Origin of the sequence: Yersinia artesiana (assembly GCF_902726545.1) — a bacterium.
GTDB lineage: Bacteria > Pseudomonadota > Gammaproteobacteria > Enterobacterales > Enterobacteriaceae > Yersinia > Yersinia artesiana.
Map to the genome: position 1 here is coordinate 29,353 of NZ_CACVAD010000011.1, position 20,744 is coordinate 50,096.

The following is a 20,744-nucleotide window of genomic DNA, read 5'->3' on the forward strand; positions in this document are numbered from 1 at the left end:
ATGAGTAACCATCAAATGCCCGCAACAGATGCGGCATCAGCCAGTGATATAATCAGTCGTATTGGTCAACTGACGCGGATGTTACGCGACAGTTTGCGTGAGTTGGGTCTTGATCAGGCAATTGCTCAGGCGGCAGAAGCCATTCCTGATGCCCGCGACCGGCTGGACTATGTGGTTCATATGACCGCGCAGGCGGCGGAAAGAGCCTTGAACTGTGTTGAAGCAGCACAGCCGCGTCAGAATGAGCTTGAGTCATCAGCAAAAGCGCTAAAAGTTCGTTGGGATGAATGGTTTGAGAACCCAATCGAACTGTCAGATGCCCGTTCTCTGGTCACTGATACCCGTGAATATCTGGATGTAGTGCCACAACATACCTCATTCACCAATGCGCAATTATTGGAAATCATGATGGCACAGGATTTCCAAGATCTGACCGGTCAGGTCATCAAGCGTATGATGGATGTGGTGCAAGAGATTGAGAAACAGTTATTAATGGTATTGATGGAGAACATTCCTGATATGCCGTCAAAACCGCAGAAACCGACTGACAGTTTACTCAATGGGCCGCAATTGGATAAAAATGGCGCTGGCGTCATTGCGAGCCAGGATCAGGTTGATGATCTGTTAGATAGCCTGGGCTTCTAAGCGGCAGAAAATGTTTCGGGTGCAGATGAGGCCGTTTCCTCATCTGCATGACCGCTGGTTAAGCGGTATTTCTCTGCGCCTCCTTTATTTATGGCCCTCCACCATTTCCTGATACAATTTTTGGGCTAACGACACGGCTTTGCCCGCATTGACTCGCCCGTGTCCATACCATTCACTGTGACCATTTTCATCATAGTCTCCATTCTTTTCATCTATTTTGTCACAGCTGTCACGAATGATATCTTTGACCTCCTGATAGTTCAGAGAGGGGTTGACTGAAATAATCAATGCAGCAACACCGGCAGCACCGGGACAGGCGCTGGACGTCCCACCAAAATTATTAATGTAATTACCAAAAATATCCCCTATAGCAGTGCTGCTCCCCGGATTATCACCATATTCACGACGCAGGTCGGTGGTCCAGATACCCGGTGTTAGAGGAGCAGGGTGGTTAAACAGGGGGTCTGCGGAGTCATCACTAGGGAAAGCACACCAAAGTGATTTACCATAATTGCTGTAAACGGAGCGGATACTTCGGTCATTACAAGCAGCAACAGCAATAACCGGTTCGTAGCTGGCGTAACCATCCTTTTCGACAGATTCATTGCTGTTACCGGCGGCAAAAAAGATCACGCACCCCTTACCTTTGCGTCCTTTCTTTACCGCATAATCAATGGCCATGCGGGTCAGTGCTGGCAGTGCGGCCACAGCGTCATGTTGAGAATCATCTGAGTTAGCCGACAGACTCCCTTTTGGCCCCCAACTGCAAGAGATAACATCGGCTCCATTATCTGTCGCCCACACGAAGGCGAGAGCTTCGTCTAATGAACCTAAACCCCCCGCCTGACGTATTGGCATAAGATTAGCTTCAGGTGCTACACCAGAGGCACCATAGCGACCATCGGCACAAGCCACCCCTGCACAGGGGGTACCGTGAGTATCATATTTTCCCGGTGTGGGATCATCATCGGTGTTTACGCCAGACAGGTTACAAGGATGAACGATTTTTCCTTCACGACTAAACTCCGGGTGACCCATATCGAAACCGTCATCAATGACGGCGATAGTCGTGCCTTTTCCTAAGGTAATTTTATGCGCGTTTTCGACGTTGGCGCTGGCGTCCACCTCAACTTCATGGCGCACTATGGTTTTCTTTAAATGCCACTGATTAGGATGAATGGTCTTGTGTTCTTTGTGATAAATTAATTCAGGATAGCAATGCTTAATATCTTTTCGATTTAGAATATTTTCCGCAATAGCAAAAGTATTTTCACCGGTATATTTTTGTGTTGAGGTAAAGTAAGCATTGTTAAGAAATGCTATTTTATTCTTAATAGTGAGATTGCATTCACATATTATTTTTTCACATTCAGATTCGGATAAATTATCATTGAATTGAACAAATATATTCTCAGTATAAATAATCGGTTCTTTATTTTTTTCTGTTTTAAATCCATAGCCGGCAAACCTGACTGCTTTATTACCCGCGATGATTTTCTTGAGATCACTTACTCTATCTGCTGGGGCATCTATGCTGATGACATAGGTATTGGCACTGATAACCTTAAATATAACCTTATATTTTATATCACTATCATTGATAGCATTGAGCATCATTTTGGAAAAATCTGTATCAGGATGCATTCTTATGACAAGGATGTGAGCAGATTTTATTATTGAGATGTTTTTTCGTTTATTGTTCAAAGTATCATAAGTAACGTCAAATCGTTTCATTTTAATTTCCCTTTAATATGATGGTTGTCATTTTACTCTTATTTGGATAAATACTATTCAGAGGTGCAGGAACAACAGCAGTCAAAACTGTTTATATAGCACTCAATCTGTCTATTTCCTCAACAGGTGCGTTTTAAACGCTCAATTAATTTAATAACAGATGCAGAGTCATTTTTTCATCTCATCACGACCTTGGCTATGTGGGCATTTGACGTGCAAGGTCTGTTCTACTCATCAATCCATTCCAGCTCAATCCATGCCAATGGAGTGCACTCATCCGAGAAATAACCCCCTAATTGCAGCGTTGTTCCAGCCATAGGCTAACTAAATGTTTGTCATGCTACGCATATTAATTTTCTCTTGGATGGGAACGCTTACGCTGAACAGGAACATTTACGTTAACGGAAGCCATTGCTGTGGCTGAAGATAGCGATGCGGACAAAAGCGAGGAACCCACAGCCCATAAGCTGGAGAAGGCTCGCGAAAAAGGCCAGATCCCGCGTTCACGCGAACTGACCTCGATGCTGATGCTCGGGGCTGGTTTGGCTATTCTCTGGGTTTCAGGGGAATCGATGGCGCGACAACTGGCCGCCATGATTTCCCAAGGGTTACATTTTGATCACGCTCTTATCAGTGATGATAAGCAAATGCTGCGTCAAATTGGCATGTTGCTTAGACAAACGCTGATAGCGCTGATACCTATTTTTGCCGGATTGGTCATCGTAGCAATGGCGGTACCGATGTTACTGGGCGGCGTACTGTTTAGCGGCGAATCGATCAAATTTGACCTCAAGCGAATGAGTCCGATTGCCGGTTTAAAGCGGATGTTTTCCTCACAGGCGCTGGCGGAGCTGCTGAAAGCCATCTTGAAAGCGACACTGGTGGGTTGGGTTACCGGCATATTTCTCTGGCATAACTGGCCCGATATGATGCGGTTAATGGCCGCACCGCCGGTAGCCGCCTTAGGTGACGCGCTCCACCTGATTATTTTCTGTGGGCTTGTGGTGGTTCTGGGCCTGACCCCTATGGTCGGGTTCGATGTGTTTTTCCAAATAACCAGCCATATTAAAAAGTTACGTATGACCAAACAGGAAATACGTGATGAGTTCAAGGATCAAGAAGGTGATCCTCATGTGAAAGGGCGTATCCGCCAGCAGCAACGGGCTATGGCCCGCCGACGAATGATGGCTGATGTGCACAAAGCGGATGTGATAGTGACTAACCCGACTCACTATGCTGTCGCGTTGCAATACAACGAAGCCAAAATGAGTGCGCCAAAAGTATTGGCGAAAGGGGCGGGAGCCGTGGCACTGCGCATTCGTGAATTGGGCGCTGAACATCGCATTCCTTTATTAGAAGCTCCGCCGTTGGCCAGGGCATTATTCCGGCACAGCGAAGTGGGGCAACATATTCCTGCCACCCTTTATGCGGCGGTAGCGGAAGTCCTTGCCTGGGTGTATCAGCTGAAACGTTGGAAGCGGGAAGGTGGGCTAATCCCGAAAAAACCTGAACATCTGCCGGTACCGGAAGGGCTGGATTTTGCAACAGAAGAGAGTGAGACTGACTAATGGCTAATTTGGCCGCCCTGCTTCGTTTACCGGGCAATTTCAAAGATACGCAGTGGCAAATTCTGGCTGGCCCTATCTTAATCCTCATGATCTTGTCGATGATGGTGCTGCCACTGCCGCCTTTCGTCCTTGATTTGCTGTTTACCTTCAACATCGCGCTGTCCATCATGGTATTGCTGGTTGCGATGTTTACTCAGCGCACTTTGGATTTTGCGGCATTCCCGACCATTCTGTTGTTCTCCACTTTATTGCGTTTATCCCTAAACGTGGCTTCTACCCGTATCATTTTGATGGATGGACACACCGGTGCCGCAGCTGCGGGCCGAGTGGTTGAAGCATTTGGTCATTTCCTGGTGGGCGGTAACTTCGCCATCGGTATCGTGGTCTTTGTTATTTTGGTTATCATCAACTTTATGGTCATCACCAAAGGGGCAGGGCGTATTGCCGAAGTTGGCGCACGTTTTGTTCTTGATGGTATGCCCGGTAAACAGATGGCTATCGACGCCGACTTAAACGCCGGTTTGATTGGTGAAGACGAAGCGAAAAAGCGCCGCTCAGATGTGACACAAGAAGCGGACTTCTACGGTTCAATGGACGGGGCCAGTAAGTTTGTTCGGGGTGATGCGGTCGCCGGGTTACTGATCATGGTCATTAACGTGGTCGGCGGCCTGTTAGTGGGGGTGCTTCAGCACAACATGGCCGTGGGTCATGCTGCCGAAACCTATACGCTGTTGACCATTGGTGATGGTTTGGTTGCGCAAATCCCGGCATTGGTTATCTCCACCGCCGCGGGTGTTATTGTTACCCGAGTGAGCACGGATCAGGATGTAGGCCAGCAAATGGTCACCCAGTTGTTCAACAACCCACGGGTGATGGTGTTGAGTGCTGCCGTGCTGGGTTTACTGGGTATGGTGCCCGGTATGCCTAACTTTGTGTTTCTATTATTTACGGCAGCATTGCTGGCATTAGCCTGGCGTTTGCGCGGTAAGCAATCACAGCAGCCTGCGGCGGCTGAAACGCCGGTTGTACAGGATCAGCAGCAAGCGTCTGAAGCCACCTGGTCAGATGTGCAACTGGAAGATCCTCTGGGGATGGAAGTCGGTTACCGCCTAATCCCGATGGTCGATTTCCAGCAAAATGGTGAGTTGCTCGGGCGTATTCGCAGTATCCGCAAAAAGTTTGCTCAGGAAATGGGCTATCTGCCGCCGGTAGTTCATATCAGGGATAATCTGGAACTCCCGCCTGCGAGTTATCGGATTTTGATGAAAGGGGTCGAGATTGGCAGCGGCGAAGCCCATCCAGGCCGCTGGCTGGCGATCAATCCAGGTAACGCGGTGGGGACATTGCCCGGCGAAGCCACACAGGATCCAGCCTTTGGTTTGGCTGCGGTATGGATTGAAAGTGCATTACGTGAACAAGCACAAATTCAAGGGTTTACCGTGGTTGAGGCCAGTACGGTCGTCGCCACGCATTTAAATCATCTGATCAGTCAATATGCGAGTGAATTGTTCGGCCGTCAGGAAACCCAACAACTGTTGGATAGGGTTTCACAAGAAATGCCGAAGCTGACCGAGGACTTCATTCCCGGTGTAGTGACCTTAACCACGCTGCATAAGGTGCTGCAAAACCTGTTAATGGAGCGAGTCTCCATTCGTGATATGCGCACCATTATTGAAACACTTGCTGAACATGCACCCAATCAAACCGACCCATATGAGTTAACCGCAGTGGTACGTGTTGCGCTGGGTCGCTCAATTGCCCAACAGTGGTTCCCCGGTACTGGCGAAATTCAAGTTATTGGGCTGGATGCGGCCTTGGAGCGCTTGTTATTACAGGCACTGCAAGGTGGCAGCGGCCTGGAACCGGGGCTGGCTGACCGCCTGTTGGAACAATCCAAACAAGCACTGCAACGCCAAGAGATGCTGGGCGCTCCGCCGGTGTTGTTGGTTAACCACGCACTGCGGGCATTATTAGCCCGCTTCTTGCGCCGCAGCCTGCCGCAGATGGTGGTGCTGTCTAATCTGGAGATTGGCGACAATCGCCAAATCCGTATGACCTCAACCATAGGAGCTGCCTGATGCTGACTTGTCTTTCCCGCAGAGTTTTGGTGGGTTTATTTTCAATCGGAATATTGCCATTAAATGCCATGGCTTCAGGCTCTTGGGTGGCAGACGATATTGGCATTACGCAAAGTGTGCGCGGTGTGGCAATCTCAGCCAAGCCGCTGCAATCACCGGTTGCACTGGCGCAAGAGAACGCGCGAATTGTCTCGGTAAGTTGGCGCTACCAATTAATGTCGGCAGCACCAGATGGTTTACAAGTTAAATTATGTACGCCAACCCGCTGTATGCCCCTTGAGGGGGGGAGCGGCCTGAGTCGCGGATTGGCCGGAGAGGCGGCTGCGACTCAACTGACGTTTATCTACTTTATCGCAGGAAAAGGGCGGGTCAATCCGCCACTGCAAGTGATTAATAACCAGGTCATCGTCAATTATCGCTGAATCCAAAATGGATAAGTGAAGGCGCAACACACTGGAAGCAACATCATGCTGCTTCGCTCTTTTGCCTGCGCCGTTGAATGTACTGACATCGCCATCACACCGCAAAAAATCAAACTCAAAAGTACGCTCTGTTTTTTCATATAGCCTCCTTTAAACTAAGCCGACGATTGCTTAGTCGCATCAGATTAATGCATTGTGAAAAATGTAGAGAATCTATTTTATGAATCGAAGATAAGCTATTTTGATAATAAAACTCAGGGTCTATATATTTAGCATAAATATACTTCAATGATTAAATTAATTATTGAATATTATCATGCCATCTTATAATTATCTTTCAATAATTCCATTGGTATTTTTTTAATATTTTAATTTGCATTGTGTAAATTCTGCTACTCTATTATTGCTGCTTGTGAAATCGGCTGTGGATTCTTTTTTATTACTGTTTATTATCGTAACTCTTTAAGTAAATATTGCTGCGTTAGCTCATGCCAAAGGAGTGCATTAATGTATTCATTTTTTAATACGCTAACTGTGACTAAAATTATTGCCAGGTTAATATTATCGGCTGGTTTAATATTGGGCACATTTACCTCTGGGGGCTCACAGCAACATTATTTTAATTCAGACGAGTTAGATAATCCTGCTGACCACAATGAAACCATCAATAAGATGATCAATGCCGGAACCAGTCTGGCGGCGTCGGGTAATGCATCTAATATTACCAGATCAATGGTAAATGACGCGGCAAATCAGGAAATAAAGCATTGGTTAAATAGGTTCGGGACGACGCAAGTCAATGTTAATTTTGACAAAAAATTCTCCCTCAAAGAAAGTTCTCTCGACTGGCTGTTGCCTTGGTATGACTCTGCTTCATATATCTTTTTTAGTCAGTTGGGTATAAGAAATAAAGACAGCCGCAATACCCTTAATATCGGTGCTGGGGTGCGTACTTTCCAACAAAATTGGATGTATGGTTTTAACACTTTCTATGACAATGATATGACCGGGCACAATCATCGTCTTGGCGTGGGTGCAGAAGCCTGGACTGATTATTTACAGTTATCGGCTAATGGTTATTTTCGTCTCAATGGGTGGCATCAATCTCGTGATTTCGTTGACTATAATGAGCGCCCGGCAAGCGGAGGTGATATTCACGCCAAAGCGTATCTACCTACACTTCCTCAGTTGGGTGGGAAGTTAAAATATGAGCAATACCGTGGTGAGCGGGTGGCTTTATTTGGCAAAGATAACCTGCAAAATAACCCTTATGCGGTGACCGCAGGGCTTATTTATACGCCGATCCCTTTCATTACCCTCGGCGTTGATCAACGAATGGGAAAAAGTCGGAAACATGAAACACAATGGAACTTACAAATGGATTATCGACTGGGAGAAAGTTTCCGTTCGCAGTTTAGCCCCGCAGTGGTGGCCGGAACCCGGTTACTGGCCGAGAGCCGTTATAATCTGGTTGAACGCAATCCGAATATTGTTCTGGAATACCAAAAACAGAATACGTTCAAATTAGCCTTCTCCCCCGCGGTGCTTTCCGGTTTGCCGGGGCAGGTCTTTTCCGTTGGTGCACAAATACAGTCTAAATCTGCCCTGCAACGCATTCTCTGGGATGATGCGCAATGGGTTGCGGCCGGCGGTAAATTAATACCCGTCAGTGCCACACAGTACAATGTGGTATTGCCACCTTATAGACGTATCGCGGCAGCGAGCCGGACTGTCGGGACAACCGACGTGAATGAACCGGCGGTCAACACCTATACCCTCAGCGCCACGGCCATCGATAACCGCGGCAATAGCTCTAATCCCTCAACATTGACCGTTATTGTGCAGCAACCTCAGTTTAATATCACCTCGAAGGTGACTAATGATGGTGCGCTTGCTGATGGCAGCGCCGCCATCACGGTGGCATTTACGGTGACGGATAGTGATGGTGCGCCGGTTGTCGGGCAAGAGGGGGTGGTAACCACCAGTAATGGTGCGCTTCCCAGTAAAGTCACGGAAAAAACCGATGCGCAAGGTATGATAAGCATTGCATTAACTAATACCTCTGCTGGTGTGTCAGTGGTCACGTTAGACACTGAAGGGCAACAGTCTGGCGTTGATGTGCAGTTCGCCATGCTGCCGCCAGATGCCACAAAATCCAGTTTTAACGTTTCCACAGCTGATATTGTTGCCGATGGCTCCATGCAGTCGCAACTGACGTTTGTTCCGCGTAATAAAAATAATGAGTTTATCAGTGGGCTAACAGATCTTGAATTTATGCAAAGTGGTACGCCTGTCACTATCAGTGCGTTCACTGAAAATACTGATAACTATACCGCCAGTGTGGTGGGGAATAATGTTGGAGATGTCGATATCACGCCACAGGTGGGTGGGGTGCCATTTAGCTCGTTACAGGAAAAAATCACTCTGTATCCAGTACCGCAGATAACCGGTATTCAGGTGAACGGTGAGCAATTCGCCACAGATACAAGTTTCCCGAAAACCATCTTTAGTAATGCTACGTTCCAGTTGGTAATGAATAATAATGTGACGAATAATACTCAGTATGAATGGACGTCATCCTTTGCGGGCAATGTGCCGGTTGATAGTCAGGGTAAGGTCAAGATTACCTATAAAACTTATGGCAACACCGTCACTGTGAGCGCCAAAAGTAAAAAATTCCCGACTTATACGGCAACCTATCAATTCAAACCTAATTTGTGGGTCTCCTTAGAGAGCAGTTCACCGATGGAAAGTTTAGCGGCAAGTAGAGAGTGCCAGCAGCTTGGTGATTTAGTCACGCTGATTGAGTCGTCGCGCGCCACCAATGGCTCGCGATCGCCAGACGGCACTTTATGGGGAGAGTGGGGGAATTTGACTAACTATGATAGTGCTAACTGGCCAGCAGGCAATTATTGGACTAAAAAGACCAGCACAGTATTTGTCGCTATGAATATGGCTAGCGGTGCATTGCAGGGGACATCGGTGTCACAGGCGTATCCCCTCTGTGCGCAGCCGCAATAGTGCTAAATACCAATCTTGCGGCCCAGTAAACTGGCTCCTTTGGAGTGACCATCTGGCCCGTAGAGGGATTGGCCGTGACGTGTATTCAAAACCGCCAGAGCTTGAGTGTTATGCTCGATATGCTGTTGCAGCAAAAGCCCGTTATGCAGGTTGCCGTAGCGCAGGCTTTCGGCCAGTTCCAAAATACGCTGCCAGCGCTCCGCCAGCGCAGTGATGCTGCTGTAGGGCGCTTGAATATTGGTGGCTTTTTCGGTGGTGAGCCGGGTCTGATCCAGATAAGCCAAGGTCGCCAAAATTGAACTTTTTTGTTCAGTGACGCCTTGCAGCACGATACCTTGAATCCGGCCGGAGCACAGCAGTTGCTGCTCTTGTGCTACTACGGTTTTCAGGGATTCAAGCAGTTCCAGTTGCTGGTCCAGATTGGTTTGTAATCTTTCCACCACCACCTATCCTTTTACGGTTAATAATTTTACAGTTAACGATTTTTACGTTTAGCTATTCTTCAGGTCATCGGCGACATTTTTGAGCAAGGCATCGGCAATTTTACCGGTGTCCATGGTCAGTTGGCCTGAACGGATCGCCTGTTTTAATGTTTCGACACGTTCTACATTGATGTCCTGACTGCCCGGTTGCATCAGTTTTGCCTGCGCATCACTCAATTTAACCTCAGTACCGCTTACCGGTGTTTTTGATTGAGCGGAAGGTTTACGCGTCTGTTGCGCAATATCACTGGTTTCCCGTGGCTGCACTTGTGTAACCGGTAATAGCGGCTGAGTGCGATCAATACTCATGTTCTGTTGCTCCCTTTATAGCGGGATTGACGTTTATCGACCCGCGAGACTTTTATCTTTCAGTAAAAGAATGGCGGGATTGTCACTTTTTACCCGCAAATAACTGCATATAAGAGTTATCGGCACAGGTTAAAAAAACTTTAATAACTATAACAGAATACGTACGGTGCCATCGTCGGCCACAGTGCCACTGACGATTTGGCCTGATGCCATGCGCACACGTACATTATCTTGAATAGCCGCATTATTCATTGCTTTACCGTTACTATTAACATTAAACCCTTCACCTTGTGCCAAGACCTGCACATCTTGCCCAGCTTTGACTATCCACAGGCGGCGCAACATATTGCGTGTCAGCGGCTGGCCGGCATTGATTTGCCGTAAACTGACTGCACCTTGAGCAAAATTGGGTTCCAATAACGCGCCGGGAGGCAGGGTATCGAGCCGACCTTTTTTCATGTCGATATCTTGTGGTGTGATTTTTGCACCTGCGGCCAGTTGACGGGCAGCCACGGCATAATGACCACTGACCTGTACTTGCGTCTGAATAAAACGCCGCACGCCATCACAACGTACTGACAGACTGATATTGCCCCATGGGCGGGCATTAGCCGGTAGCGTGATTTCCGGCATATCACATTGTGGCCACTGGTTCTGCGGGGTTTTAATCACCACGTTAACCTGGCTCTCTTTATCCGGATAGTGCTGTTGGAAGAATTGATTCACCTGCGCTGATAAATCTGCCGCCATCGCCTGATGAGTGGCGGCTTGACTTAGCAACAGCACCCCCAATGCACATGTTATGACGCCATTTCTGTTCATTGCCATCAATCCTCTCTTCGTTTACACAACCCGGTAACGCCAGGGGCTGTCTTTTCACACACTGCTGCCCTCTTGCACACTAGTGTACCTGTACCTCGCTGAGGTTAAGGGAACAAATAGCAACGCATTTTGCCCTTATTCTGACGATAGGCTTCCCTGTACGGCGTTTATGCTGTCGACTCCAAATTCTAACCTTGCGGGGGGACTATGCTCGACAAACTGGACGGTGCTCTGCGTTTTCAACAAGAGGCGCTTAATTTGCGTGCGCAACGACAGGAGATCCTGTCGTCCAATATTGCTAATGCGGATACACCCGGCTTTCAGGCGCGTGATATTGATTTCTCCAGCCAACTGAAAAAAGTGATGGAGCAAGGACGTGCCAGCGGTACCGGGGTGTCGCTCAGTTTGACGTCAGCCCGTCATATCCCGGCAAGTACAGTTCAGCCACCTGACCTGGACTTATTATTCCGTGTCCCGGATCAGCCATCAATGGATGGTAACACGGTGGATATGGACCGTGAACGTACCAATTTTGCCGATAATAGCCTGAAATATCAGACCGATTTGACCGTTCTTGGCGGTCAGATTAAAGGGATGATGTCAGTGTTACAACAAGGATAAGACGGATGTCTTTACTGAATATTTTTGATATTGCCGGTTCAGCATTATCAGCCCAGTCGCAGCGACTGAACGTGAGCGCCAGTAACATGGCGAACGCCGACAGCGTAACCGGCCCGGATGGTCAACCTTACCGCGCCAAGCAAGTGGTATTTCAGGTAGCGGCTCAACCGGGGCAAGAAACGGGCGGCGTGCGTGTGGCTCAGATAATCGATGATCCGGCACCGGATCGTTTGGTTTTTCAACCCGGCAACCCGCTGGCTGATGCCAAGGGATATGTTCGTATGCCAAACGTTGATGTGACCGGCGAGATGGTGAACACCATTTCAGCTTCACGCAGCTATCAAGCCAACGTTGAAGTATTGAATACGACCAAATCCTTGATGCTCAAAACGCTGACACTGGGTCAATAACAGGAGCCCGCATAAATGGCCATTACCAATTCCCTGACCGATAGCGATTACGGTATCACCAGCACCACCGGTACCAGTTCGACCACCGGCAGCACCAGTCAGGATCTGCAAAACAGCTTTCTGACCTTACTGGTGGCGCAGTTAAAAAATCAGGACCCGACCAACCCAATGCAAAACAACGAGTTGACTACGCAATTAGCGCAGATCAACACCGTGAGCGGCATTGAAAAGTTGAATACCACGTTGGGTTCTATTTCCGGCCAAATTGATAGCAGCCAATCCCTGCAAGCCAGCAGCCTGATTGGTCGCGGTGTGATGGTGCCGGGAACCAATGTGTTGGCCGGCAGCAAAGATGGCGTTGTGACGACCACACCATTTGGTGTTGAGCTGGAGCGTGCCGCAGACAAAGTGACTGCCACTATCACCGATAGCAATGGTTTGGCGGTACGTACCATTGAGATTGGTGGCCTGACGGCGGGCGTACATGCCTTTACCTGGGATGGTTCGCTGGAAGCGGGCGGCAATGCACCGGATGGCGCTTATACCGTCACTATCAGTGCCACCAATGGGGGGGCACAAGTGGTTGCCACACCATTGAGCTATGCCATTGTCAACGGTGTCACCCGTGGTAGTGATGGTTCTAAATTGGATCTCGGTCTGGCAGGCACTATCACCATGGATAAGGTTCGTCAGATTCTATAACGCACTTATTTGACCGAAGCAGTAGCCAAAAACATTACGGTGAACCAATGATTCGAACTGATTCACCATCATTTTTAAAAGTAGCGTTTGATATGTCATCAATGCTTAAGGTCTTTCACGGACCCCGAATCTAACGGAGAAGAAAATGGGCTTTTCTCAAGCAGTCAGCGGTTTGAACGCAGCGTCCAGTAACCTGGATGTGATCGGTAACAACATCGCCAACTCGGCGACGTCAGGTTTTAAAGCCGGCTCAGTTTCTTTTGCCGATATGTTTGCCGGCTCTCAGACCGGGATGGGCGTTAAAGTCGCAGGGATTACTCAGGACTTTAACGACGGTACCACCACCACCACTAACCGCCGTCTGGATCTGGCTATCAGTCAAAGTGGTTTCTTCCGTATGCAAGACAGCAGCGGTGGTGTGTTATATGCCCGTAACGGTCAGTTTAAACTGGATGAGAACCGCAATATCGTCAATATGCAGGGCCTGAGCCTGACCGGCTACCCGGCGACCGGTACCCCGCCGACTGTACAGCAAGGGGCGAACCCGGTAGCGCTGTCTGTTCCGCAGGATATGATCCCGGCCAAGGCAACAACCTCAGGCACCATGGTGGCTAACCTGACCTCAACCCATGATGTTATTCCTGATACCACCAATTTTGATGCCACCAAACCTGACACCTACAGTTTCGTCAATAACATGACCACCTTCGATAGCTTGGGTAACCGCCATGAAATCAATGTGTTCTATGTTAAACGTTCTGAAAGCACCACGGCGGGCAACTCCTGGGATGTGTACACCCTCGATAGCAGCGCTAACCCGGCACAAACTGCGGAGAAACGCGGTTCCATGACGTTTGATACCAACGGCGCACTGCAAAGTGTTACCAATGGTACGAACGCTGCCAGTACCACTGACTTCACCTTGACTATCCCAATGGGTGTGGTTAACGGTGCACCAGAACAGACTTTCACGCTGAGTGTGGCGGGCAGCAAGCAGCAAAATACCGGTACAGATAGCATCGTGACCCAAAACCAGACTGGCTACGCTGCGGGTGAATTCACCGGCTTCCAGATTAATAACGACGGCTCGGTAGTTGGTACTTATTCCAACTCGCAGACTCAATTGCTCGGTCAAATCGTGATGGTCAACTTCGCTAACCCTGAAGGTTTGTCATCCGAAGGCGATAACGTATGGAAAGAAACGCTTTCATCCGGTAACCCAATCCTTGGGACAGCGGGCAGCGGCGGTTTCGGAACCTTGACCAGCGGCGCACTGGAATCCTCTAACGTGGATTTGAGTAAAGAGCTGGTGAACATGATTGTGGCGCAGCGTAACTATCAGTCTAACGCGCAAACCATCAAAACCCAGGATCAGATCTTACAAACTCTGGTTAACCTGCGTTAATCGAACTGACGGGACTCGCTCATGGATCACGCAATATATACCGCAATGGGGGCTGCCCGGCAGTCACTCGAACTGCAAGCGGTTACCGCTAATAACCTGGCGAATGCCTCAACGCCGGGTTTTCGTGCGCAGTTGGCGGCGATGCGGGCTGTGCCTATTGATGGGCCAAGTATGGCCACTCGCACCATGGTCACAGCATCGACCCCCGGCGTAGATATCAGTCAGGGGACGATGAACTACAGCGGTCGTCCGTTGGATGTGGCCTTGCAGCAAGATGGTTATTTGGCGGTTCGACTGCCCGATGGCACCGAGGCTTATACCCGTAACGGGAATATTCAAGTTTCGGCTGATGGGCAAATGACGGTGCAGGGTTACCCGCTAATGGGTGACAACGGCCCGATCGAAGTGCCTCCTCAGGCGGCGGTCACTATTGCGGCTGATGGCACTATCTCGGCACTGAATGCCGGTGATTCGCCGAATACCATTGCTCAGCTTGGTCAGATTAAACGGGTCAGAGCAACAGCAGGTGAAGTGATGCACGGTGATGACGGGTTATTTCATCTAACTCCTGCAACACAACAGGCGCGGGGTGCTCAGTTGGCGAATGACCCGCTTATCAAGATTATGCCGGGCGTGCTGGAGGGCAGTAACGTGAAAGCGGTTGAAGCCATGGCTGACATGATTGCCAATGCCCGTGGTTTTGAAATGCAGATGAAAGTCATCCACAGCGTGGATGAAAACGAACAGCGCGCTAATCAACTATTAGCCCTGAGCTAAGCGCCTAGGCGCAGAGGAATAAACTGATGATCCGATCACTCTGGATTGCCAAAACCGGCCTGGATGCACAGCAGACCAATATGGATGTTATCGCCAACAACCTGGCGAACGTCAGCACCAATGGTTTTAAACGCCAGCGGGCGGTGTTTGAAGATTTGTTGTACCAAACCATGCGTCAACCGGGAGCGCAATCTTCCGAGCAGACCACCTTGCCATCGGGTTTGCAGATTGGTACCGGTGTTCGTCCGGTAGCCACTGAGCGTTTACACAGTCAGGGTAACCTGTCTAAAACCGATAACAGCAAAGATATCGCTATTAAAGGTGAGGGGTTCTTTCAGGTGCAAATGCCTGATGGCACCAATGCCTATACCCGCGATGGGTCTTTTCAGGTTGACCAAAATGGTCAGTTGGTGACATCGGGTGGTTTTCAGGTGCAACCGGCTATCACCATTCCGGCTAATGCGCTAAGCATGACGGTTGGGCGCGACGGTATCGTTAGCGTCACCTTGCCGGGGCAAACTGCTACTCAGCAAGTTGGGCAACTGACACTGACGACCTTCATCAATAACAGTGGCCTGGAAAGTGTCGGCGAGAACCTGTATCAGGAAACCGCCAGTTCCGGTGCCCCGAATGAAACTACACCGGGTCTGAACGGCGGCGGCTTGTTGTATCAGGGGTATGTTGAAACGTCTAACGTCAATGTGGCGGAAGAGTTGGTCAACATGATCCAGACGCAACGCGCCTATGAAATCAACAGTAAAGCGGTTTCAACGTCAGATCAGATGTTGCAAAAACTGACACAGCTGTAAATCCGCTCTCGGGGGGCAATGATGCCCCCTGATTGCCGCAGAATGGCTGATCTTGCCAGCCGCCAACAGGTTACAGGACAGATAATCAGAGATGGATAGAAAGCCGCTGCGTAAACTCGCTGAGTTGAGATGGGTGGGTGCGCCGTTGATGGCGACGCTGCTACTCAATGGCTGCGCGTATATTCCGCACAAATCACTGGTAGATGGCTCGACGTCTGCCCAGCCAGCACCTGCCAGTGCGCCACTGCCGAATGGCTCTATTTTTCAGGCTGCCCAGCCGATGAACTATGGCTATCAGCCACTGTTCGAAGACCGTCGCCCACGTAATGTCGGTGACACGCTGACCATTACTTTGCAGGAAAATGTCAGTGCCAGCAAAAGCTCCTCAGCGAATGCGAGCCGTAATGGTTCCAGCAAATTTGGCGTCGCGACTGCTCCGCGTTATCTCGACGGCTTACTGGGTAATGCGCGTGCGGATATGGATATTTCTGGTGATAGCACCTTTGGTGGCAAGGGTGGGGCCAATGCGAATAACACCTTCAGTGGCACCATCACGGTGACCGTTGATCAAGTTTTGGCTAACGGTAACTTGCATGTAGTGGGCGAGAAGCAGATAGCCATTAATCAGGGCACCGAATTCATTCGCTTCTCTGGGGTCGTCAACCCACGCACCATCAGTGGCAGCAATACCGTGACCTCAACTCAGGTCGCTGATGCGCGCATTGAGTATGTGGGCAATGGTTATATCAATGAAGCGCAAACCATGGGCTGGTTGCAGCGGTTCTTCCTTAATGTTTCGCCATACTAAGAGGCCCATTGATGCGTAAACAGTCACTTATCACTCAATTTATTATGCAGCTTGTTGTGCTGTTCACGCTGGTGTCATTACCGGCGTCAGCCGAGCGTATCCGCGATTTGGTGACCGTTCAGGGCGTACGCGATAACGCATTAATTGGTTATGGTCTGGTGGTCGGTTTAGATGGTTCCGGTGACCAAACCATGCAAACACCGTTTACCACGCAAAGCCTGAGTAACATGTTGTCCCAATTGGGGATTACCGTGCCACCGGGCACCAATATGCAGCTCAAAAACGTGGCCGCAGTGATGGTTACCGCTAAGTTACCGGCGTTTTCCCGCGCCGGGCAAACCATTGATGTGGTGGTGTCATCAATGGGGAATGCCAAAAGTATTCGTGGCGGTACGCTGCTGATGACCCCACTAAAAGGGGTCGATAATCAGGTTTATGCTCTGGCGCAAGGTAACGTATTAGTGGGCGGGGCGGGTGCTTCTTCTGGTGGTAGCAGTGTTCAGGTCAACCAATTGACGGGTGGGCGTATCAGCAATGGTGCAACTATTGAACGCGAACTGCCGACCACCTTTGGCACCGATGGGGTGATTAATCTGCAATTGAATAATGAAGATTTCACCATGGCGCAACAGGTCAGTGATGCTATCAACCGCCAGCGTGGTTTCGGTTCTGCCTCCGCCATCGACGCCCGAACTATTCAGGTTTTAGTCCCGCGCGGTAACAGTTCGCAAGTGCGTTTCCTGGCCGATATCCAGAATATTCCGGTCAATGTTGATGCAGGCGACGCCAAGGTGATTATCAACTCACGTACTGGTTCGGTGGTGATGAACCGTAATGTGGTGCTGGATTCCTGTGCTGTGGCCCAAGGGAACTTGTCGGTGGTGGTGGATAAACAAAACACTGTTAGTCAGCCTGATACACCTTTCGGTGGTGGTCAGACGGTCGTCACTCCGAATACTCAGATTTCCGTGCAGCAACAAGGCGGCGTATTGCAGCGCGTTAATGCCAGCCCGAATCTGAATAATGTGGTACGCGCCTTGAACTCACTGGGGGCCACACCGATTGATTTGATGTCTATCTTGCAGGCGATGCAAAGTGCTGGCTGCTTACGGGCTAAATTGGAAATTATCTAATGAGCGATTTAATGGCAATGCCCGGCAGCGCCAATGAAATGTTCGGGGCGGCTTATGATACCCAATCACTGAACAGCTTAAAACGTGACGCGGCGAGAGATCCCGATGGCAACCTGAAGCAGGTTGCCCAGCAGGTGGAGGGGATGTTTGTGCAGATGATGCTGAAAAGCATGCGCTCCGCCTTGCCGCAAGATGGTGTGATGAACAGTGATCAAACCCGGCTCTATACCTCAATGTATGACCAACAGATTGCCCAGCAAATGTCGGTCAAGGGGTTAGGGCTGGCGGATATGATGGTGGAGCAGCTTTCAGGGACAACATCACCGAGTGAAACTGCCGGTACAGTGCCAATGATGCTGGATAACGAAGTTCTGCAAACTCTGCCAGCGCAAGCATTGGAGCAAATGGTGCGTCGGGCAATGCCGACACCACCGGCCAACAATTCAGCGTCATTGCCACAAAGCACCGGTAATTTTGTCGCGCGCATGTCGATTCCGGCACAAATTGCCAGCCAACAGAGTGGTATTCCGCATCAGCTTATTATGGCGCAGGCCGCGTTGGAATCTGGTTGGGGGCAACGTGAGATCCCAACGGCTGATGGTAAGAGCAGCTACAACGTCTTTGGTATTAAAGCAGGCAGCAACTGGGATGGCCCGGTCAGTGAAATCACCACCACGGAATATGAGCAAGGTGTGGCGAAGAAAACCAAAGCTCGCTTCCGGGTTTATGGCTCCTACGTCGAGGCTGTCAGTGATTATGTCAAATTGCTGACTCAAAATCCGCGCTACGCCAATGTCGCTGCCGCCCAAAGCCCTGAACAAGGCGCGCATGCTCTGCAACGTGCCGGTTATGCGACTGACCCGCAATATGCCCAAAAATTAGTGAGTGTCATTCAGCAAATGAGGAATGCCGGTGAGCAGGCGGTAAAAGCCTACAGCAGCGATCTGAGCCAGTTGTTCTAATAGGCAATTTTACTTGGCATTTTGGGGTTGAGCAGTGTTTGGACTCCAATATCTATTGGTGAGGGGAGGATAGGCAGAAGAGTAAAGCGTCCGCGCCAGGGAGGGCGCGGCTCGAGCCCCCAGGGAAGGGTTTACGGCGTCTTTATGATCTGCCTGTCCTCACTGTAACGTGCGCGACTTTATTCATTGGTTTTACTGGCAATAACACCCATATTTTCACTCAAGTTTTCCAAACTCGGGCCGATACTCTGAATAGGCTGTGCGGGGGCTTAGGTTTCCTCAGGCAGTATCCCCATATTAATAAATGCAGGTGTGCGATGTGAATCGCCTGCGGTAAAAGGATCTCTTCATGTCCAATAGTTTAATGAATACTGCGATGAGTGGTCTGAGCGCAGCACAATATGCCCTGAGCACCGTCAGTAACAATATCACCAATTTCCAGGTGGCCGGTTATAACCGTCAGAACACTATTTTTGCGCAAAATGGTGGCACCTTAAGCCCGGCGGGCTTTATTGGTAACGGCGTGTCCGTAACCGGTGTTAACCGCGAATATAATGCCTTTATTACCAACCAATTGCGCGCCTCACAAACGCAAAGCAGTGGGCTGACAACCTATTATCAACAAATTTCGCAAATTGATAATTTACTGTCCAATACTTCAAATAACATCTCAACCACGATGCAGGACTTCTTTAGTAACCTGCAAAATCTGGTGAGTAATGCGGGCGATGATGCTGCGCGTAAAACCGTATTGGGTAAAGCCGAAGGGTTGGTTAACCAATTCCAAAATGCCGATAAATATCTGCGTGATATGGATACCGGCGTTAATCAAAAGATAAGCGACAGTGCGACGCAAATTAATAACTATGCAGAGCAAATCGCCAAGCTAAATGACCAGATTACTCGCCTGCGGGGCAGTAGTGGTAGCGAGCCAAATGCGTTGCTCGACCAACGTGACCAACTGGTAACCGAGTTAAACCAGATTGTTGCCGTGACGGTAACCCAGCAAGATGGCGATACTTACAATGTGTCATTTGCCGGTGGTTTGTCGCTGGTGCAAGGGCCGAATGCTTATAAAGTGGAAGCTATTCCTTCCAGCGCGGATGCGACTCGCCTCACCCTGGGTTATAACCGTGGCTCTGGCGAGACCATGGAGATCGACGAAAGTCGTCTGACTACCGGGTCACTGGGTGGAACCCTGAAATTCCGCAGCGAAGCGCTGGATAGTGCCCGTAACCAATTAGGGCAATTGGCGCTGGTGATGGCTGATAGCTTTAACACCCAACATAAAGCTGGCTTTGATGCTAATGGTGATGCGGGCACAGATTTCTTTAGCTTCGCCAACCCTTCTGTGGTGAAAAATAGCAAAAATCAGGGTGATGCTGGTTTAACCGTGGCTTATACCGATACCTCTAAAGTAAAAGCCAGTGATTATACCGTGGAATTCGATGGGACTAACTGGCAGGTCACACGTTTGTCGGATAACACCAAAGTGCCTACTACGGCGGGTACGGATGCCGACGGTAAGCCGACACTGAATTTTGACGGTGTGGCGGTCAGTATTGATAGCGGCACAACCGGCCCGCAAGCGAAAGATAAATTCACAGTTAAAACTGTTTCTAATGTTGCGGCTAATTTACAGGTCGCCATTACAGACTCCAGCATGATTGCCGCAGCCGGTACTGCTGATGGTGGTGCGAGCGACAACGTTAATGCACAAGCGCTGTTGGATTTGCAAACCAAGAAATTGGTTGATGGTAAAGCAACACTGTCAGGTGCTTATGCCGGGTTGGTCAGTAATGTGGGTAACCAGACGGCAACGGCAAAAACCAACAGCACGGCGCAGGCCAACATCGTTACCCAGTTGACGGCAGAGCAGCAGTCAATTTCTGGCGTGAATCTGGACGAAGAGTACGGCGATTTACAGCGTTTCCAGCAATATTATCTGGCGAATGCGCAGGTGATTCAGACCGCTTCAACCTTGTTCAACGCGTTGCTGGACTTGCGTGGTTAAGTTTGGGTCAGCGGCAAGGCGT

The 20,744-nt window shown here is 49.5% G+C and carries 20 protein-coding genes; 15 read left to right on the top strand and 5 right to left on the bottom strand.

The features are described from left to right. The gene (gene cheZ / locus HU019_RS05080; protein ID WP_005164477.1) at positions 1-645 is read left to right on the top strand and encodes a protein phosphatase CheZ; all 645 of its coding nucleotides are present in this window, start codon (positions 1-3) and stop codon (positions 643-645) included. 84 nt (positions 646-729) lie between these two features. Here the strand turns inward: cheZ and hreP are convergent, their stop codons facing one another. Continuing rightward, complete coding sequence (gene hreP / locus HU019_RS05085; RefSeq protein ID WP_227739391.1) at positions 730-2,379, bottom strand: subtilisin/kexin-like serine protease HreP; 1,650 nt, start codon at positions 2,377-2,379, stop codon at positions 730-732. Between the two features lie 416 nt (positions 2,380-2,795). Between hreP and flhB the strand changes: the two genes are divergently transcribed. Genes flhB through HU019_RS05100 form a run of 3 tightly spaced genes read left to right on the top strand, consistent with a single transcriptional unit; the run spans position 2,796 to position 6,447 of the window. Next, entirely contained in the window at positions 2,796-3,947 is a 1,152-nt protein-coding gene (gene flhB, locus HU019_RS05090) for a flagellar biosynthesis protein FlhB (RefSeq protein ID WP_174849227.1), read from the top strand. Next, entirely contained in the window at positions 3,947-6,025 is a 2,079-nt protein-coding gene (gene flhA, locus HU019_RS05095; protein ID WP_050075360.1) for a flagellar biosynthesis protein FlhA, read from the top strand. Before flhB ends, flhA begins: the two co-directional genes overlap by 1 nt. Continuing rightward, positions 6,025-6,447: a flagellar protein FlhE gene (locus HU019_RS05100; RefSeq protein WP_174849226.1), complete on the top strand. Its 423-nt coding sequence runs from the start codon at positions 6,025-6,027 to the stop codon at positions 6,445-6,447. The genes flhA and HU019_RS05100 overlap by 1 nt, the downstream gene beginning before the upstream one ends. On the opposite strand, the gene HU019_RS05105 is transcribed toward HU019_RS05100, so the two are convergent. Further along, positions 6,438-6,587 carry a hypothetical protein gene (locus tag HU019_RS05105; protein ID WP_174849225.1) on the bottom strand — a complete coding sequence of 50 codons (150 nt, stop codon included), beginning with the start codon at positions 6,585-6,587 and terminating at the stop codon, positions 6,438-6,440. The genes HU019_RS05100 and HU019_RS05105 overlap by 10 nt on opposite strands. A gap of 367 nt (positions 6,588-6,954) precedes the next feature. On the opposite strand from HU019_RS05105, the gene inv reads away from it, so the two are divergent. After that, positions 6,955-9,468, top strand: a complete 2,514-nt coding sequence (gene inv, locus HU019_RS05110; RefSeq protein ID WP_174849224.1) for an inverse autotransporter invasin Inv — start codon at positions 6,955-6,957, stop codon at positions 9,466-9,468. Between the two features lie 2 nt (positions 9,469-9,470). Here the strand turns inward: inv and HU019_RS05115 are convergent, their stop codons facing one another. The 3 genes from HU019_RS05115 to flgA form a co-directional block, all read right to left on the bottom strand. Then, complete coding sequence (locus HU019_RS05115; RefSeq protein ID WP_174849223.1) at positions 9,471-9,911, bottom strand: flagella synthesis protein FlgN; 441 nt, start codon at positions 9,909-9,911, stop codon at positions 9,471-9,473. 48 nt (positions 9,912-9,959) lie between these two features. After that, positions 9,960-10,259, bottom strand: a complete 300-nt coding sequence (gene flgM, locus HU019_RS05120; RefSeq protein ID WP_019080852.1) for a flagellar biosynthesis anti-sigma factor FlgM — start codon at positions 10,257-10,259, stop codon at positions 9,960-9,962. A gap of 147 nt (positions 10,260-10,406) precedes the next feature. Continuing rightward, on the bottom strand, positions 10,407-11,087 hold the full coding sequence (flgA, locus tag HU019_RS05125) for a flagellar basal body P-ring formation chaperone FlgA (RefSeq protein ID WP_174849222.1): 681 nt from the start codon (positions 11,085-11,087) through the stop codon (positions 10,407-10,409). Positions 11,088-11,288: 201 nt separating this feature from the next. Here flgA and flgB point away from each other — a divergent pair, with 201 nt between their 5' ends. From flgB to flgK, 10 genes are all read left to right on the top strand, one after another. Further along, positions 11,289-11,702: a flagellar basal body rod protein FlgB gene (gene flgB, locus HU019_RS05130; RefSeq protein WP_005160463.1), complete on the top strand. Its 414-nt coding sequence runs from the start codon at positions 11,289-11,291 to the stop codon at positions 11,700-11,702. Positions 11,703-11,707: 5 nt separating this feature from the next. Then, entirely contained in the window at positions 11,708-12,112 is a 405-nt protein-coding gene (gene flgC / locus HU019_RS05135) for a flagellar basal body rod protein FlgC (protein ID WP_005168794.1), read from the top strand. Positions 12,113-12,127: 15 nt separating this feature from the next. Then, complete coding sequence (flgD, locus tag HU019_RS05140; protein ID WP_174849221.1) at positions 12,128-12,814, top strand: flagellar hook assembly protein FlgD; 687 nt, start codon at positions 12,128-12,130, stop codon at positions 12,812-12,814. A gap of 145 nt (positions 12,815-12,959) precedes the next feature. Then, positions 12,960-14,219, top strand: a complete 1,260-nt coding sequence (flgE, locus tag HU019_RS05145) for a flagellar hook protein FlgE (RefSeq protein ID WP_174849220.1) — start codon at positions 12,960-12,962, stop codon at positions 14,217-14,219. A gap of 21 nt (positions 14,220-14,240) precedes the next feature. Further along, a complete protein-coding gene (locus tag HU019_RS05150; RefSeq protein WP_174849219.1) occupies positions 14,241-14,996 on the top strand; it encodes a flagellar basal body rod protein FlgF in 756 nt (251 codons plus the stop codon). Positions 14,997-15,022: 26 nt separating this feature from the next. Next, positions 15,023-15,805, top strand: a complete 783-nt coding sequence (gene flgG, locus HU019_RS05155; protein WP_174849218.1) for a flagellar basal-body rod protein FlgG — start codon at positions 15,023-15,025, stop codon at positions 15,803-15,805. Positions 15,806-15,896: 91 nt separating this feature from the next. Beyond that, a complete protein-coding gene (gene flgH, locus HU019_RS05160) occupies positions 15,897-16,613 on the top strand; it encodes a flagellar basal body L-ring protein FlgH (protein ID WP_174849217.1) in 717 nt (238 codons plus the stop codon). An 11-nt stretch (positions 16,614-16,624) separates the two neighbouring features. Further along, the gene (locus HU019_RS05165; protein ID WP_077174929.1) at positions 16,625-17,746 is read left to right on the top strand and encodes a flagellar basal body P-ring protein FlgI; all 1,122 of its coding nucleotides are present in this window, start codon (positions 16,625-16,627) and stop codon (positions 17,744-17,746) included. Further along, positions 17,746-18,708 (top strand): flagellar assembly peptidoglycan hydrolase FlgJ, encoded by a 963-nt coding sequence (flgJ, locus tag HU019_RS05170; protein WP_174849216.1) that lies wholly within the window; start codon positions 17,746-17,748, stop codon positions 18,706-18,708. The genes HU019_RS05165 and flgJ overlap by 1 nt, the downstream gene beginning before the upstream one ends. 349 nt (positions 18,709-19,057) lie before the next feature. After that, a complete protein-coding gene (gene flgK, locus HU019_RS05175) occupies positions 19,058-20,722 on the top strand; it encodes a flagellar hook-associated protein FlgK (RefSeq protein WP_174849215.1) in 1,665 nt (554 codons plus the stop codon). Positions 20,723-20,744: the final 22 nt, after the last annotated feature.

What these genes read in the sequence shown, in the direction of transcription:
- cheZ (WP_005164477.1), top strand. Translation starts at nt 1, where the DNA reads ATGAGTAACCATCAAATGCCCGCAACAGATGCGGCATCAGCCAGTGAT.
- hreP (WP_227739391.1), bottom strand. Translation starts at nt 2,379, where the DNA reads ATGAAACGATTTGACGTTACTTATGATACTTTGAACAATAAACGAAAA.
- flhA (WP_050075360.1), top strand. Translation starts at nt 3,947, where the DNA reads ATGGCTAATTTGGCCGCCCTGCTTCGTTTACCGGGCAATTTCAAAGAT.
- HU019_RS05100 (WP_174849226.1), top strand. Translation starts at nt 6,025, where the DNA reads ATGCTGACTTGTCTTTCCCGCAGAGTTTTGGTGGGTTTATTTTCAATC.
- HU019_RS05105 (WP_174849225.1), bottom strand. Translation starts at nt 6,587, where the DNA reads ATGAAAAAACAGAGCGTACTTTTGAGTTTGATTTTTTGCGGTGTGATG.
- inv (WP_174849224.1), top strand. Translation starts at nt 6,955, where the DNA reads ATGTATTCATTTTTTAATACGCTAACTGTGACTAAAATTATTGCCAGG.
- flgM (WP_019080852.1), bottom strand. Translation starts at nt 10,259, where the DNA reads ATGAGTATTGATCGCACTCAGCCGCTATTACCGGTTACACAAGTGCAG.
- flgA (WP_174849222.1), bottom strand. Translation starts at nt 11,087, where the DNA reads ATGGCAATGAACAGAAATGGCGTCATAACATGTGCATTGGGGGTGCTG.
- flgB (WP_005160463.1), top strand. Translation starts at nt 11,289, where the DNA reads ATGCTCGACAAACTGGACGGTGCTCTGCGTTTTCAACAAGAGGCGCTT.
- flgC (WP_005168794.1), top strand. Translation starts at nt 11,708, where the DNA reads ATGTCTTTACTGAATATTTTTGATATTGCCGGTTCAGCATTATCAGCC.
- flgD (WP_174849221.1), top strand. Translation starts at nt 12,128, where the DNA reads ATGGCCATTACCAATTCCCTGACCGATAGCGATTACGGTATCACCAGC.
- flgE (WP_174849220.1), top strand. Translation starts at nt 12,960, where the DNA reads ATGGGCTTTTCTCAAGCAGTCAGCGGTTTGAACGCAGCGTCCAGTAAC.
- HU019_RS05150 (WP_174849219.1), top strand. Translation starts at nt 14,241, where the DNA reads ATGGATCACGCAATATATACCGCAATGGGGGCTGCCCGGCAGTCACTC.
- flgG (WP_174849218.1), top strand. Translation starts at nt 15,023, where the DNA reads ATGATCCGATCACTCTGGATTGCCAAAACCGGCCTGGATGCACAGCAG.
- flgH (WP_174849217.1), top strand. Translation starts at nt 15,897, where the DNA reads ATGGATAGAAAGCCGCTGCGTAAACTCGCTGAGTTGAGATGGGTGGGT.
- HU019_RS05165 (WP_077174929.1), top strand. Translation starts at nt 16,625, where the DNA reads ATGCGTAAACAGTCACTTATCACTCAATTTATTATGCAGCTTGTTGTG.
- flgJ (WP_174849216.1), top strand. Translation starts at nt 17,746, where the DNA reads ATGAGCGATTTAATGGCAATGCCCGGCAGCGCCAATGAAATGTTCGGG.
- flgK (WP_174849215.1), top strand. Translation starts at nt 19,058, where the DNA reads ATGTCCAATAGTTTAATGAATACTGCGATGAGTGGTCTGAGCGCAGCA.